Source organism: Paenirhodobacter sp. CAU 1674 (assembly GCF_029222945.1).
Taxonomy (GTDB): domain Bacteria; phylum Pseudomonadota; class Alphaproteobacteria; order Rhodobacterales; family Rhodobacteraceae; genus Rhodobacter.
Genome location: NZ_JARHUH010000008.1, coordinates 101,428 through 115,864, shown reverse-complemented (window position 1 = coordinate 115,864; position 14,437 = coordinate 101,428). Strand labels below are relative to the sequence as shown.

General features: G+C 63.9%; 14 protein-coding genes. 7 read left to right on the top strand and 7 right to left on the bottom strand.

The window, feature by feature from the left end:
• A complete protein-coding gene (mnmA, locus tag P2G62_RS12870; RefSeq protein ID WP_275735306.1) occupies nt 1-1,140 on the top strand; it encodes a tRNA 2-thiouridine(34) synthase MnmA in 1,140 nt (379 codons plus the stop codon).
• Nucleotides 1,141-1,241: 101 nt separating this feature from the next.
• On the opposite strand, the gene P2G62_RS12865 is transcribed toward mnmA, so the two are convergent.
• The 4 genes from P2G62_RS12865 to P2G62_RS12850 all read right to left on the bottom strand — a co-directional run bounded on the left by P2G62_RS12865 (nt 1,242) and on the right by P2G62_RS12850 (nt 5,088).
• On the bottom strand, nt 1,242-3,299 hold the full coding sequence (locus P2G62_RS12865) for an alpha/beta fold hydrolase (protein ID WP_275735305.1): 2,058 nt from the start codon (nt 3,297-3,299) through the stop codon (nt 1,242-1,244).
• A 42-nt stretch (nt 3,300-3,341) separates the two neighbouring features.
• Nucleotides 3,342-3,722, bottom strand: coding sequence for a phasin family protein (locus P2G62_RS12860; protein WP_275735304.1), 381 nt, complete (start codon nt 3,720-3,722; stop codon nt 3,342-3,344).
• Nucleotides 3,723-4,010: 288 nt separating this feature from the next.
• Complete coding sequence (locus P2G62_RS12855) at nt 4,011-4,589, bottom strand: peptidylprolyl isomerase (RefSeq protein ID WP_275735303.1); 579 nt, start codon at nt 4,587-4,589, stop codon at nt 4,011-4,013.
• Nucleotides 4,582-5,088: a peptidylprolyl isomerase gene (locus tag P2G62_RS12850; protein ID WP_275735302.1), complete on the bottom strand. Its 507-nt coding sequence runs from the start codon at nt 5,086-5,088 to the stop codon at nt 4,582-4,584. The genes P2G62_RS12855 and P2G62_RS12850 overlap by 8 nt, the downstream gene beginning before the upstream one ends.
• 169 nt (nt 5,089-5,257) lie before the next feature.
• On the opposite strand from P2G62_RS12850, the gene P2G62_RS12845 reads away from it, so the two are divergent.
• Nucleotides 5,258-6,448, top strand: a complete 1,191-nt coding sequence (locus P2G62_RS12845; RefSeq protein WP_275735301.1) for a phosphoglycerate kinase — start codon at nt 5,258-5,260, stop codon at nt 6,446-6,448.
• 59 nt (nt 6,449-6,507) lie between these two features.
• Here P2G62_RS12845 and P2G62_RS12840 read toward each other — a convergent pair whose 3' ends face one another.
• Nucleotides 6,508-6,984: a hypothetical protein gene (locus P2G62_RS12840; protein ID WP_275735300.1), complete on the bottom strand. Its 477-nt coding sequence runs from the start codon at nt 6,982-6,984 to the stop codon at nt 6,508-6,510.
• A complete protein-coding gene (locus tag P2G62_RS12835) occupies nt 6,981-7,964 on the bottom strand; it encodes an OmpA family protein (RefSeq protein ID WP_275735299.1) in 984 nt (327 codons plus the stop codon). Before P2G62_RS12835 ends, P2G62_RS12840 begins: the two co-directional genes overlap by 4 nt.
• A gap of 231 nt (nt 7,965-8,195) precedes the next feature.
• Between P2G62_RS12835 and P2G62_RS12830 the strand changes: the two genes are divergently transcribed.
• The 5 genes from P2G62_RS12830 to P2G62_RS12810 all read left to right on the top strand — a co-directional run bounded on the left by P2G62_RS12830 (nt 8,196) and on the right by P2G62_RS12810 (nt 13,411).
• Nucleotides 8,196-9,089 (top strand): fructose bisphosphate aldolase, encoded by an 894-nt coding sequence (locus P2G62_RS12830; RefSeq protein ID WP_275735298.1) that lies wholly within the window; start codon nt 8,196-8,198, stop codon nt 9,087-9,089.
• A 195-nt stretch (nt 9,090-9,284) separates the two neighbouring features.
• Nucleotides 9,285-9,581: a septum formation initiator family protein gene (locus tag P2G62_RS12825; RefSeq protein WP_275735297.1), complete on the top strand. Its 297-nt coding sequence runs from the start codon at nt 9,285-9,287 to the stop codon at nt 9,579-9,581.
• Nucleotides 9,582-9,758: 177 nt separating this feature from the next.
• The gene (gene pdhA / locus P2G62_RS12820; protein ID WP_275735296.1) at nt 9,759-10,763 is read left to right on the top strand and encodes a pyruvate dehydrogenase (acetyl-transferring) E1 component subunit alpha; all 1,005 of its coding nucleotides are present in this window, start codon (nt 9,759-9,761) and stop codon (nt 10,761-10,763) included.
• A gap of 13 nt (nt 10,764-10,776) precedes the next feature.
• On the top strand, nt 10,777-12,135 hold the full coding sequence (locus P2G62_RS12815; protein WP_275735295.1) for a pyruvate dehydrogenase complex E1 component subunit beta: 1,359 nt from the start codon (nt 10,777-10,779) through the stop codon (nt 12,133-12,135).
• Nucleotides 12,136-12,148: 13 nt separating this feature from the next.
• Nucleotides 12,149-13,411: a 2-oxo acid dehydrogenase subunit E2 gene (locus P2G62_RS12810; protein ID WP_275735294.1), complete on the top strand. Its 1,263-nt coding sequence runs from the start codon at nt 12,149-12,151 to the stop codon at nt 13,409-13,411.
• A gap of 61 nt (nt 13,412-13,472) precedes the next feature.
• Here the strand turns inward: P2G62_RS12810 and cysE are convergent, their stop codons facing one another.
• Nucleotides 13,473-14,291, bottom strand: coding sequence for a serine O-acetyltransferase (gene cysE / locus P2G62_RS12805; RefSeq protein WP_275735293.1), 819 nt, complete (start codon nt 14,289-14,291; stop codon nt 13,473-13,475).
• Between the last annotated feature and the right edge of the window lie 146 nt (nt 14,292-14,437).

Genomic DNA, 14,437 nt, shown 5'->3' with positions numbered 1-14,437 from the left:
ATGCGCACGGAATTTCCACTCAATTCCCTCGGTTTTGCCAAGCCCCCGTCCGAAACCCGGGTCGTGGTGGCGATGTCGGGGGGGGTCGACAGCTCGGTCGTGGCGGCGCAACTGGCCGAGGAAGGCTATGATGTCGTGGGCGTCACGCTGCAGCTTTACGATCACGGCGCGGCGCTGGCGAAAAAGGGCGCGTGCTGCGCGGGGCAGGACATTCACGACGCCCGCCGCGTGGCCGAGGCGATGGGCTTTCCGCATTATGTGCTGGATTACGAAAACACCTTCCGCGAGGCGGTGATCGACGAGTTTGCCGACGCCTATCTGGCGGGCGCGACGCCGGTGCCCTGCATCCGCTGCAACGAGCGGGTGAAATTCAAGGATCTGCTGGAAACCGCCAAGGATCTGGAGGCCGATTGCATGGCCACCGGGCATTACATCCAGCGCAAGATGGGTGAAAACGGCCCCGAGCTGCATTCGGCGGCCGATCCGAACCGCGACCAGAGCTATTTCCTGTTCTCGACCACGCCCGAACAATTGGCCTATCTGCGCTTCCCGCTGGGACATCTGGCCAGCAAGGCCGAAACCCGGGCGCTGGCGGCGAAATACGGGCTGGCGGTGGCCGACAAGCCCGACAGTCAGGACATCTGTTTCGTGCCGAACGGCAATTATGCCAGCGTGATCGAAAAGCTGCGCCCCGGTGCGGCCGACCCGGGCGAGATCGTGGATATGGCGGGCAATGTTCTGGGCACGCATAAGGGCGTGATCCATTACACGATCGGCCAGCGGCGCGGTCTGGGCATCGGCGGCCTGGGCGATCCGCTTTATGTCGTCAAACTGGAGCCGGACAGCCGACGCGTGATCGTCGGCCCGAAAGAGGCGCTGTCGACCCGGATCATCCCGGTGCGCGAGATCAACTGGCTGGGCGATGCACCTTTCGAGAGCCAGCCGGAATGGCAGGTGCTGGTGCGCGTCCGCTCGACCCGGCCGCCGCGCCCGGCGGTGATCCGTCCGATTTCGGCGACCGAGGCCGAGGTCGAACTGCTGTCCCCCGAAGAGGGCGTCAGCCCCGGTCAGGCCTGCGTCTTCTACGCGCCCGAAGGCACGCGCATTCTGGGCGGCGGCTGGATCTGGAAAGGGCGCTGAGGCGCCTGTCCGACGCCCTGCCTATCCGACACACTGACTGAAACCCCCAATGAAAAAGGGCGCCGCGATGGCGCCCTTTTTACCGTGATGGCCGACCGCGATCAGCGCATCATCACATAGCTGCCCGGCGCAGCCTCGATCACCGGATAACCGGCCTCGGCATTGCCCATCGGCGGCGGGGTCACATCCTCGCCCCCCCCGGTCTTGCGCATCCACTCGGCCCAGGGGCCCCACCACGACCCCGGAACCTTCGGCACGCTGGCGGCCCATTCCTTCGGCCCCGGATGGGCGCTGCCCGGTTCGTGGCTCATCAGCCGGTGCTTGGCCCGCGGGCTGCCCGGAGGGGCGACGATGCCGGTATTGTGCCCGCCCGAAACCAGCGCGAAGGTCACGCCGCTGCGGATCAGATAGGTCAGCTTGAACACCGAATTCCACGGCGCGATGTGGTCGTGTTCGGTGGCCACGGCAAAGACCGGCGCCTTGATGTCGGCCAGATAGATATGCGCGCCGTCCACCACCATCCGGCCATCGGCCAGATCGTTGTTCAGGAACAGATGGCGCAGGTATTCCGAATGCATCTTGTAGGGCATCCGGGTCGCGTCTTTCGACCAGGCGCCGAGTTCCGACGCGGCCTCGCGTTCGCCCATCATGTATTCGCGCACCATATGGGACCAGATCAGATCCTGCGATTTCAGCATCGAGAAGGTGCCGGCCATCGCGGTCTTGTCCAGATAGCCTTCGTCCCACATCATGTCTTCCAGCAGCGCAAGCTGGTCGGCATTGGTGAACAGGCTCAACTCGCCCGCTTCGGTGAAATCGACCTGCGCCGCCAGCATCGTCAGCGAGGCCAGACGATCATCGCCGTCACGCGCCATCGCCGCCGCCGTAACCGACATCAGGGTCCCGCCGAGGCAATAGCCCAGACCATGCACCTTCTTGGCGCCGGTGATCGCCTGGATCGCGTCAAGCGCGGCCAGCGGGCCCAGACGGCGATAGTCGTCAAAGCCCAGATCGCGGTCGCCCTCGTCGGGGTTCTTCCAGCTGATGCAGAACACGGTGAAGCCCTGCCCCACCAGCCACTTGATCAGGCTGTCTTTCGGCGCCAGATCCAAGATGTAATATTTCATGATCCAGGCCGGCACGATCAACAGCGGCGTGGCATGCGCCTTTTCGGTGGTCGGCGCGTATTGGATCAGCTCGATCAGGCGGTTGCGGAACACCACCTTGCCCGGCGTGCAGGCGACTTCCTCGCCCGGGGTGAATTCGATCGAGGCGGCGTCGTCCTTGCCGCTCAGCTTCTTGGCCATGTCCTCGATCATGTATTGCGCGCCGCGCAACAGGTTCTTGCCGCCTTCTTCCTTGGTCCGCGCGATCAGTTGCGGGTTGGTCGCCAGGAAATTCGACGGCGAGAACATGTCGAGCAACTGACGGCCATAGAATTCGACCACCTTTTCGTGCTTGTCCTCGACACCGTGAATCCCGGTCGTGGCGTTGTGCCACCACTGCTGCGCCAGCAGGAAGCTCTGCGAATAGAGCGAGAACGGGAATTTCGACCACTCCGGCCCCGAGAAACGACGGTCCTGTTTCAGCGGTTCGACGCAGGGCACGCCGTCGCCGCCCATCATCTGGCACATCATCTCGGCCATCAGGCGCTGCACCTTGCGCGAGGATTTCCAGACCAGTTCGGCCTGTTTGCCCGGGCTCATCGCCAGATGCGCGGCCCAGTCGGAATAGGCCAGACCCAGCGAGATCGGCGAGATCCCACCTTCGAGCTTGGCCATCTGGGCATGAACGTAATGGTCAAGGCTTGCAAAAGCCTCTTCGGCGCTGCGCTTGACTTCGGTTTCGGACGGCGCTTCGGCTGCGGGGGCCAGCGGCACCGGCAATTTCACGGCAGGTTCTGCCTTGGCGGGCTCTACCTTGATCTGATTCACATGCGTCTCCTGTTCGGTCGTTTGCGCGGGCGCGGCCTTGCGGCGCGGGCGCGCGGTTTTTTCCGGCGCGGGCTGCACCCCGGTCACGGGCGTTTCAGCGGTGTCCATCGGGGCGATATCGGGGGAATGCATCTGAGGATCGGAGGCAGGGCTGGCGACCGCGCTGGCGGCCGCCTTCGCCCGGGCGCGCACGGGACGCGGCGCTTTCGAGGCAGGTTTGGTCATGGGTCCACTTTCATTCAGGCGGGCGGGATGCCCGCCCTGTCGTCACTTCTTCTCGCTGGGATTGACCACCGTCATCAGCGCCTCGCCCTCCTCCGTAGCGGTGCGCACTGCCTGTTCGGCAATTTCGGTGACCGAAGCCGCAAGCTTGGTCGTCTCGGTCGAATAATCGCTCATCATTCGTTGCCAAAAGCTTGACCACAGATCCATCGCCTTGGCCGGATCGTCGATTTGTGCCAGATCAGCCAACATCGCGCGGTCCCGCTCGAAGCGGGTCTTCAGAAAATCGAGCGTTTCGATGTTCTGTTTCAGCAGCGCCTCGGCCATCTTGGCCTGCGGGCGCATGAACATCGAAAAGCCATCCAGGGCGGGCGCCTTCATAAGATCCGCCATGGCCGACATCGGATCAGTCTTCTTGCTGGGCATATCTGTTCTCCTTCAGCTTAACCAGTATGCCAAAGCTAACATGACTTTGCACCCGCAGAATTGATCTGTGACAACCTCTGCGCGAACGGGCGCAAATCTGCCGGAAAATGCGGCGAAACCCTTATCACATTGGCTTGATCGGCAGCAAAGATCGGCCAACACGCCCCTTTGCGCAATGCCGCAGTGCAGAAACCAGTGTGAATTTTTAATGACCGGGGCCGCATCAGATCATATCCGGGGCCGCTGCGGAGGTTGGCGCGGGGCAGATTCCCTCCCCGCGCCAGAGGCTCATTCCACCGTCGCGTGGACGATGTAATCGGGGTCCTCGACAAGCCCGTTGGCCGCCGGGTTGCCCTTTTTCAGCTGATCGACAATCTCCATGCCTTCGATCACATGGCCGACAATGGTATATTGCCCGTCCAGATGCGGCGCGGCATCGAACATGATGAAGAACTGCGAATTGGCCGAATTCGGGTCGGACGAGCGGGCCATGCCCACCATGCCGCGCACGAAAGAGCGGTTGGAAAACTCCGCCGGCAGATCGGGACGGTTCGAACCGCCCATGCCCGCCATCCGGGTTTCGCCGCCGCGCTTGCCGAATTGCACATCGCCGGTCTGCGCCATGAAGCCGTCGATCACGCGGTGGAACACCACATCATCATAGGCCCCCTCGCCCGCCAGCGCGACGATCTGCTCGACATGCTTGGGCGCCACATCGGGCAACAGATCAATCACCACCTTGCCGGTAACCGAACCGCCGACTTCCAGCGTCAGGTTCGGGCCGTCGGTGTCGGGCACGCCCGACCCTTCGGCGAAGGCGCCACTTGCCCCCAGCGAGACCAGCGCGGCCAGAACCAGCTTACGCATCGGCGGCCACCTTGACCGAGATCATCCGGTCCGGGTTGCGCGGCGGCTCGCCGCGGGCGATCTTGTCGACATGCTCCATCCCCGAAATCACGCGGCCATAAACGGTGTATTGCCCGTTCAGGAAATGGTTGTCGTTGAAGTTGATGAAGAACTGCGAATTGGCCGAGTTCGGGTTCATCGAGCGCGCGGCGCCCAGCGTGCCGCGGTCATGCGGCAGTTTCGAGAATTCGGCCGGCAGGTCGGGCAGGTCCGAACCGCCGGTGCCCGCGCGACCGGGGTTGTAGTCCTTTTCCATATTGGCGTGCTGCACATCGCCGGTCTGGGCCATGAAGCCCTCGATCACCCGGTGGAAGGCCACGTTGTCATAGGCACCGGCGCGGGCCAGTTCCTTCATCCGCGCGCTGTGCTTGGGCGCCACGTCGGGCAGCAGCTCGATGACGACGGGGCCATCCTTCAGCTCGATGATGATGGTGTTTTCGGGGTCTTTGATATCGGCCATGAATTGGTCTCCTCGGGTTTTGCGGGAAACTTACGGAAGGGATGCGCGTTTTGGAAGGGCAAAGCGCCGCATGGCGTTGACGCCCCAGCCACATCGGGGCAAGTTTGCGTGAACGCGTGTGATCGCGAGTCCCGGGGGCGGCCCCCGGATTTTGCTTCGGGGGATTGAAATGGCTTGGAAAACGCTCGACGAGATGGACCTTGCGGGCAAGGTTGTGCTGGTGCGTGTCGATATCAACGTGCCGGTGGAAAACGGCGTGGTCACCGATGCGACGCGGATCGAGAAGATCGTGCCGACCATCAGCGACATTCTGGCCAAGGGCGGCAAGCCGGTGCTGCTGGCGCATTTCGGGCGGCCGAAAGGCAAGGTCGTGCCGGAAATGAGCCTGAAACCGCTGGTTCCCGCGCTGGAAAAGGCATTGGGCGTCAAGGTGGCCTTCGCCCCCGACTGCATCGGCGCCCCGGCGAAAAAGGCCGTGGCGGCCCTGGCCGAGGGAGAGGTTCTGCTGCTGGAAAATACCCGCTTCCACGAAGGCGAAGAGAAGAACGACGCCGAGCTGGCCGCCGCGATGGCCGCCCTGGGTGAGGTCTATGTGAATGATGCCTTCTCGGCCGCGCACCGGGCGCACAGCTCGACCGCGGCGATCGCGCAGATCCTGCCGTCGGCCGCTGGCCGCCTGATGGAGGCCGAACTGAAGGCGCTGGAGGCCGCACTGGGCAATCCGGCGCGTCCGGTGACGGCGGTCGTGGGCGGCGCCAAGGTCTCGACCAAGCTTGACCTGCTGGGCAATCTGGTCAGCAAGGTCGATCATCTGGTGATCGGTGGCGGCATGGCCAATACCTTCCTGGTCGCGCAGGGCATCGACGTGGGCAAATCGCTGGCCGAGCATGACATGGCCGATACCGCACGCGAGATCCTGGCCAAGGCCAAGGCCGCGGGCTGCGCGATCCATCTGCCGGTGGATGTGGTTGTGGCGCGCGAATTCAAGGCAGGCGCCGAAAACGAGGTGGTGCCCGCCGATGCCTGCCCCGCCGATGCGATGATTCTGGATGCGGGCCCCGAAGCGGTGGCGCAGATCGCCAAGGTCTTCGAGGCGTCGAAAACGCTGATCTGGAACGGCCCGCTCGGCGCCTTTGAAATCGCGCCTTTCGATGCGGCGACCAATGCGGCCGCGGCCAAGGCGGCCGAACTGACCCGCGCGGGGGCGCTGATCTCGGTGGCCGGTGGCGGCGATACCGTCGCTGCGCTGAACAAGGCGGGGGCCGCGGCGGATTTCAGCTATATCTCGACCGCGGGCGGCGCCTTCCTGGAATGGATGGAAGGCAAGGAACTGCCCGGCGTCGCGGCGCTGATGCACTGAAAAAACGTCGGGTGGGCAGAGGATCTGCCCACCCGACCCCGCACGCCCGGGGAGAGGGATCAGCCCCCGGCGGCAAGGATGGCTTCGGCCAGCGCGGTTTCCTGCGCCTCGGCCTGCGGGCCAAATCCCGAAAAGATCATCAAGACCTGCCCCTGATGGCTCCAGATCGCGAGTTGGCGCATCGTGCCGTCCCACAGCGCCGCATCGCCCAGATCGCGCGGCGCCAGCCCCGGATCGGCACCGATCAGCGCGGTCTGCTCGGCGATGTAACCTGCGACCAGATCGCTGACGGCGCGGGTTTCGCCGGGCACGGTGCGCCGCAGCAGCGTCAGCGATGTGCCCTCGGGCGCGGTGACCGAACAGACCGACAGCGTCATCGCATCGCTGGCCTTTTCGACCCGCGTCTCATAGGCCAGATCCGCGCCCGGAAACGCCTCGGGGGCCGCCAGGCGCAGCCAGTCGCAGGCCGATTGCGGGGCGTCCGCCCAGACCGGCGCGGCGCACAGGACACAGGCAAGGGCGATCACAGCTTTCATCGTTGCACCAGTTCGACGCGGCGGTTGAGCGCGCGCCCCTCTTCCGTGGAGTTCTGGGCCACCGGGGCCAGCGGGCCGACCCCGGCCGGTTCCAGCCGATCCGCCGCGACCCCGAACCGGCCGGTCAAGGCGGCAACCACGGCGGCCGCACGGCGGCGCGACAGGTCAAGGTTATAGTCATAGCTGCCCGTCATGTCGGTATGACCGACGACAAACAGCGCAAGCCCCGGATCACCCGCCAGAAGCGTGACGATCTCGGCCAGGGTCGCATCGGATTCAGGGCGCAATGCGGCACTGTCGTAGTCAAACAGAACACCATAGAGCGACACCCGCCCTTCGGCCCCCAAGGCCCCGGCCATTTCGGCCGCCTTGACCAGTTCCATCCGCCGCTCCATCGGCTTGCCCTCGATAACATCAAGCAGCACCAGAACCTTGTCGGCGGTCTGCGGGAAGTGATCGAAGGTTTCGAACGCGGCATAGACCGAAACCAGCGTGCCCGTCGCAGGCGCGCGCATCACCAGATAGCGCTGATCCGCCCGGGGCATGGAAAAGGCCATCTTGCTCATCTGCCCGGCATTTTCGAGCTTCATTCCATACAGGAATTTTGTGACCGGCGTGACCGGGCCGCAGGCCTCGGCGGCGCATTCATAGACCGGCTCATAGCCCTGATCGGTCAGTTCGGCCTGATAGTTGCGGATCACCTCGAGCGGGGCGCGATCGTCGGGCACGACATAGAGCACACGGGTGTGCGGCCCCTCGACACGCGCCTGCCCCGGCGCCCCGTCCCAGGTGATCGGCGCGGTGGGATAGGCGAATTCGTCATACCCCGCCTGATCGTAGCCGATGATCAACGCCCCCGAAATCCGCGGCAAGCCTTCGGGATCGGCGGCCCCGGGCACGTCGGTGGCATCCTGAGCGGCGGCGAAAGACCCGATGCAGACCAGCAGCGCGGCCCCCAGAAGCGATGCAAAGGATGGCATTCAAACCTCCTGTCACGGCATTGCCTGCGACGCAGTCTAGCACATTTGCGCAGCCTTTTGCGCCCCTTGCCGCGCGACATTTGCGCACCCCGCCCGACAAGGCCGCAGCAAGGTGCGAAAAACAGCCCATTTCCATCGCGTTAGCGTCACCAGAATTGCACCGCAGCGTGCAAGAGGATAACCCGAAAGCAATCGGCGCCGCGCGCGCCACTCAACCATCGGGAGTTTGACATGCCGAACGCGAAAATGGCCGAACAGATGCAAAAGGGGCAAGGCTTCATCGCCGCGCTCGATCAGTCGGGCGGATCGACCCCGAAGGCGCTGAAGCTTTACGGCGTGAACGAGGACGCCTATTCGGGCGAGACCGAAATGTATGACATGATCCATGCGATGCGCTCGCGGATCATCAAATCGCCCGCCTTCACCGGCGACAAGGTGATCGGCGCGATCCTGTTCGAACAGACCATGGACCGCAACATCGACGGCATCCCGACCGCCACCTACCTGTGGGACAAACGCGGCGTCGTGCCCTTCCTGAAGATCGACAAGGGCCTGGAAGCCGAGGTCAACGGCTGCCAGATGTTGAAACCGATCCCGGGGCTGGAGGCCTTGCTGGCGCGCGCGGTCGCGGCGGGGATCTTCGGCACCAAGGAACGTTCGGTGATTTCGGCGGCCAATGCCGAGGGCATCGCCGCTGTCGTGGCGCAGCAGTTCGAGCTGGGGAAAGCGGTGATCGCGGCAGGTCTGATGCCGATCATCGAGCCGGAAGTGACGATCTCGATCGCCGACAAGGCCGAGGCCGAGGCGATCCTGCGCACCGAGATCCTGAAACAGCTGGACGCGCTGCCCGAGGGCATGCAGGTGATGCTGAAACTGACCCTGCCGAGCGTGCCGAACTTCTACAAGCCGCTGGTCGATCATCCCAAGGTGATGAAGGTCGTGGCGCTGTCGGGCGGCTATTCGCGCGATGAGGCGAATGCCATCCTGGCGCAGAACACCGGCATCATCGCCTCGTTCTCGCGCGCGCTGACCGAAGGGCTGAGCGCGCAGCAGACGGATGCAGAGTTCGACGCGAAACTGGGCGAGGCGATCACCGCGATCCACGCGGCTTCGATCGCAGGCTGAGCCCGGATCAAGGGCCGGATCAAAGGGGGCCCCGCGGCCCCCTTTTTGCTGCGCACCCCACCGAAGCGCCCGAAAATCAAAGAAAATCAGGCTTCCCCGCGCAGATAAGGGATTCACAAGACTCGTCGCTTGTGGCATGATTCCCCCATCGCCCGACAAGAGGCGGCCCGCTTTGGGCACATGAGGCACGCAGACATGACCCCGAAACGCCCCACCTTTGGCCCCCTGATCTTTTTCTCCGTCGCGTTCGTGCTGGGGGCCTATTTCACCTTTGCCGCCGTGCAGGGGTCTTACGGGGTGTTCCGCCGGGTGCAGATCGAAGCCGAGATCGCCAATCTGAGCGCCGAGCGCGATGCGCTGCGTCAGGAGGCGGAGCGGATGTCCAATCTGACGATGCGCCTGTCGGATGCCTATCTGGATCTGGACCTGCTGGACGAACGGGCGCGCGACGTGCTGGGCACGATCCGCGCCGACGAAATCGTCATCCGCTGAACGCCCGATATTTTCGCATTTGCCGCCCGGAGCCCGCGCTTGGGGCGTTTTGCCGTGCCCTCTCCGCCGGAATGCCGCGTGCCGCGCACAAAGCGCGCAGCATGCCGTTGCGTTTCGCGCGGCCTTGCGTTAAAAACTAGTTTAACGTTGAACTATCTGTTCTGGGGAGGCCGCCCGATGGCAACACGCAAGAACCCCGAGGCAAAAGGCGCGGAAGGCGCCAATGTCTCGAAGGACGATCTGCTGAAATATTACCGCGACATGCTGCTGATCCGCCGTTTCGAGGAAAAGGCGGGGCAGCTTTATGGCATGGGTCTGATCGGGGGGTTTTGCCACCTGTATATCGGGCAGGAAGCCGTTGTCGTGGGCCTGGAGGCAGCGACGAAAGAAGGCGACAAGCGCATCACCAGCTATCGCGACCACGGCCATATGCTGGCCTGCGGGATGGACCCGAAGGGTGTGATGGCCGAGCTGACCGGGCGCGAGGGCGGATTGTCCAAGGGCAAGGGCGGCTCGATGCACATGTTCAGCAAAGAGAAGCATTTCTACGGCGGCCATGGCATCGTCGGCGCGCAGGTGCCGCTGGGCGCGGGGCTGGCATTCGCCGACAAATACATGGGCAATGACAATGTGACCTTCGCCTATTTCGGCGACGGGGCGGCAAACCAGGGCCAGGTTTACGAAACCTTCAACATGGCCGCGCTGTGGAAGCTGCCGGTGATCTTCGTGATCGAGAACAACCAATATGCGATGGGCACGGCGCAGAAACGCTCGACCTCGACGCCCGACCTTTACACCCGCGGCGAGGCCTTCGGCATCCCGGGCGAGACGGTCGATGGGATGGATGTGCTGGCGGTGAAGGCCGCAAGCGAGAAGGCCGTGGCGCACTGCCGCGCAGGCGAAGGCCCCTACATTCTGGAAGTGAAGACCTATCGCTACCGCGGCCATTCGATGTCGGACCCGGCGAAATACCGCTCGCGCGAGGAAGTGCAGAAGATGCGCGACGAACGTGACGCGATCGAACATGTGCGCGAGCTGCTGCTGGCCGGCGGCCATGCCACCGACGACGACCTGAAAGCCATCGACAAAGAGATCAAGGCCGTGGTCAACGAAGCCGCCGAATTCTCGAAAACCAGCCCCGAGCCCGCCCTGAGCGAGCTGTGGACCGACATCTACGCGTAAGGGAGAGTTAAGAATGGCAACCGAAGTTCTGATGCCCGCCCTGTCGCCGACGATGGAAGAGGGCACGCTGGCGAAATGGCTGGTGAAAGAAGGGGATACGGTCACGTCCGGCCAGATCCTGGCGGAAATCGAGACCGACAAGGCGACGATGGAATTCGAGGCGGTCGATGAGGGGATCGTCGGCAAGATCCTGGTGGCCGAGGGCACGGCGGGCGTGAAGGTGAACACGCCGATTGCAGTGCTGGTCGAAGAGGGTGAAAGCGCCGATGCGGTGCCCGCCCCTGCCGCAGCCCCCGCGGCGGCTGCCCCGGCGGCGGCAGCGCCCGTCGCAGCCGAAGCCCCTGCCCCGGTCGTTTCCAAGGCATCGGCCGACTGGCCCGAAGGCACGCCGATGAAGACGATGACCGTGCGCGAAGCCCTGCGCGAGGCGATGGCCGAAGAAATGCGTACCACGCCCGAGGTTTACCTGATGGGTGAAGAGGTCGGCGAATATCAGGGCGCCTACAAGATCAGCCAGGGTCTGCTGGATGAATTCGGCGCCAAGCGGGTGATCGACACGCCAATCACCGAACACGGGTTTACCGGCATTGCGGTGGGTTCGGCCTTTGGTGGGTTGCGCCCGATCGTCGAATTCATGACCTTCAACTTCGCGATGCAGGCGATTGACCAGATCATCAACTCGGCGGCCAAGACGCTTTATATGTCGGGTGGCCAGATGGGCTGTCCGATCGTGTTTCGCGGCGCGAATGGCGCGGCCGCCCGCGTCGGCGCGCAACACAGCCAGGATTATGCCGCCTGGTATGCCCAGATCCCCGGTCTGAAGGTGGTGATGCCCTATTCGGCGGCCGATGCGAAAGGCCTGCTGAAACAGGCGATCCGCGACCCGAACCCGGTGATCTTCCTGGAAAACGAGATCCTCTACGGGCGGTCCTTCGAGGTGCCGGTGCTGGACGATTTCACCATCCCCTTCGGCAAGGCGCGGATCTGGCGCGAGGGCACGGATGTTACCATCGTCAGCTTCGGCATCGGCATGAGCCACGCGCTCGAAGCCGCCGACAAGCTGGCCGCCGAGGGGATTTCGGCCGAGGTGATCGACCTGCGTACGCTGCGCCCGATCGACTATGACACGGTGCTGGCCTCGGTGATGAAGACCAACCGCTGCGTGACCGTGGAAGAGGGCTTCCCGGTGGGCAGCATCGGCAACCACCTGTCGGCCACGATCATGGAGCGCGCCTTCGATTACCTCGACGCGCCGGTGATCAACTGCACGGGCAAGGATGTGCCGATGCCCTATGCGGCCAATCTGGAAAAGCTGGCGCTGGTGACCTCGGACGAGGTGGTCGCGGCGGTCAAAAAAGTCACATATCGCTAAGGGGCCCACGCAAATGGCTGTTGAAATTCTTATGCCCGCGCTGTCGCCCACGATGGAAGAGGGCACACTGGCGAAATGGCTGGTGAAAGAGGGGGATAGCGTCAGTTCCGGCGACATCCTGGCCGAGATCGAGACCGACAAGGCGACGATGGAGTTCGAAGCCGTCGACGACGGGATCGTCGGCAAGATCCTGGTGGCCGAAGGCACGGCGGGTGTGAAGGTGAACACGCCGATTGCGGTGCTGCTGGAAGAGGGCGAAAGCGCCGATGCGGCACCTGCGCCCAAGGCCGCGGCACCCGCAGCTGCCCCTGCCGCGGCGGCAAGCCCGGCTCCGGCGGCCCCCAAGGCCGATGGCGCGCGGGTCTTCGCCTCGCCGCTGGCGCGTCGGATCGCGGCGGACAAGGGGCTGGATCTGGCATCTATCAAAGGCTCGGGCCCGCATGGCCGGATCGTGAAGGCCGATGTCGAAGGCAGCACCGCCGCGCCGAAAGCCGCGGCGCCCGCCCCGGCTGCCCCAGTCGCATCGGCACCCGCCGCCCCGGCGCCGGTCTCTGCCTCGAGCGTGGCCAAGCTCTATGAAGGCCGCGCCTATACCGAGATGCCGCTGGACGGGATGCGCAAGACGATTGCGGCGCGCCTGACCGAAGCCAAGCAGACGATCCCACACTTCTATCTGCGGCGCGAAGTGCGTCTGGATGCGCTGATGGCCTTCCGGGCCGAGTTGAACAGCAAGCTGGAGGCGCGCGGCGTCAAGCTCAGCGTGAACGACTTCATCATCAAGGCATGCGCGCTGGCGCTGCAGGCGGTGCCCGATGCCAATGCCGTCTGGGCGGGCGACCGGGTGCTGAAGATGAAAGCCTCGGACGTGGCGGTTGCGGTGGCCATCGAAGGCGGGCTGTTCACGCCAGTCCTGTTCGATGCCGAGGCAAAATCGCTCTCGAAACTGTCCAACGAGATGAAGGATTTGGCCAAGCGCGCCCGCGACCGCAAACTTGCGCCGCATGAATACCAGGGCGGCTCCTTCGCGATTTCCAACCTTGGCATGATGGGGATCGAGAACTTCGATGCGGTCATCAACCCGCCGCATGGCGCCATTCTGGCGGTCGGCGCCGGGGTGAAGAAGCCGGTGGTCAATGCGGCCGGCGAGATTGAGGTAGCGACGATGATGTCGATGACGCTGTCGGTCGACCACCGGGTGATCGACGGGGCGCTCGGCGCTGAGTTGCTGGCGGCGATTGTCGAGAACCTCGAAAATCCGATCGCGATGCTGGCCTGATACCCAAACATGAAAAAAGGGCCGGAGCTTATGCTCCGGCCCTTTTTTCATGCAAAACGGTTCAATCCTCGCAATCGCACCCCTTCAGCCTGTGGTCCATCTTGACCGACGGCTGATCGCAGCCAGCTTCACCGACGATTTTGGCAGGAACCCCCGCCACTGTCTTGCAGCAGGGCACATCCGACAAGACGACCGACCCGGCGGCGATCCGGCTGTTGGCACCGACATGGATATTGCCCAACACTTTTGCCCCCGCCCCGATCAACACACCGTCACCAATCTTCGGATGGCGATCTTCCTCTTCCTTGCCAGTGCCCCCCAGTGTCACGGAATGCAGCATCGAGACATTGTCGCCGACGACCGCTGTTTCCCCGATCACGATCGAATGAGCATGGTCGATCATCACGCCCTTGCCGATCCGCGCCGCCGGATGAATGTCGACCCCGAACATCTCTGATGTGCGCATCTGGACGAAATAGGCCATATCCCGCCGCCCCTGCCCCCAGAGCCAATGCGCAATGCGATAGCTTTGCAACGCCTGATAACCCTTGAAGAACAGGATCGGCTGCAAGAACCGATGGCACGCCGGATCGCGGTCAACCACGGCCACCAGATCGGCGCGTGCCGCCTGCCCCAGCCTAGGGTCACTCCCATAGGCCTCGTCGGCGATTTCGCGCAGGATTTGTTCGCTCATCTCGCCCGAGGCAAGCTTCAGCGAAAACCGATAGGCCAGTGCGCGCTCCATCGTCGGGTGATGCAAAAGCCCCGCATGGATCAGCGCCCCCAAAAGCGGCTCGTCACGCACGGCGGCCTCAGCCTCGTCGCAAATCCGGGTCCAGACCGGATCGACGGTGGCGACTTTCGCACGGGTTTCGGCCATTGCACTACTCCTTAGACGTGACTGCGATCCTATCAGATAGGATGCCCCAGACATAGGGGAAGGGCGGCGCGGCGAAAAGCTCAAACACAGGCACACCAATCAGATGCGCCAGCGTCGGCAGCGCTAAACTGTTTTTGGCGATGCAA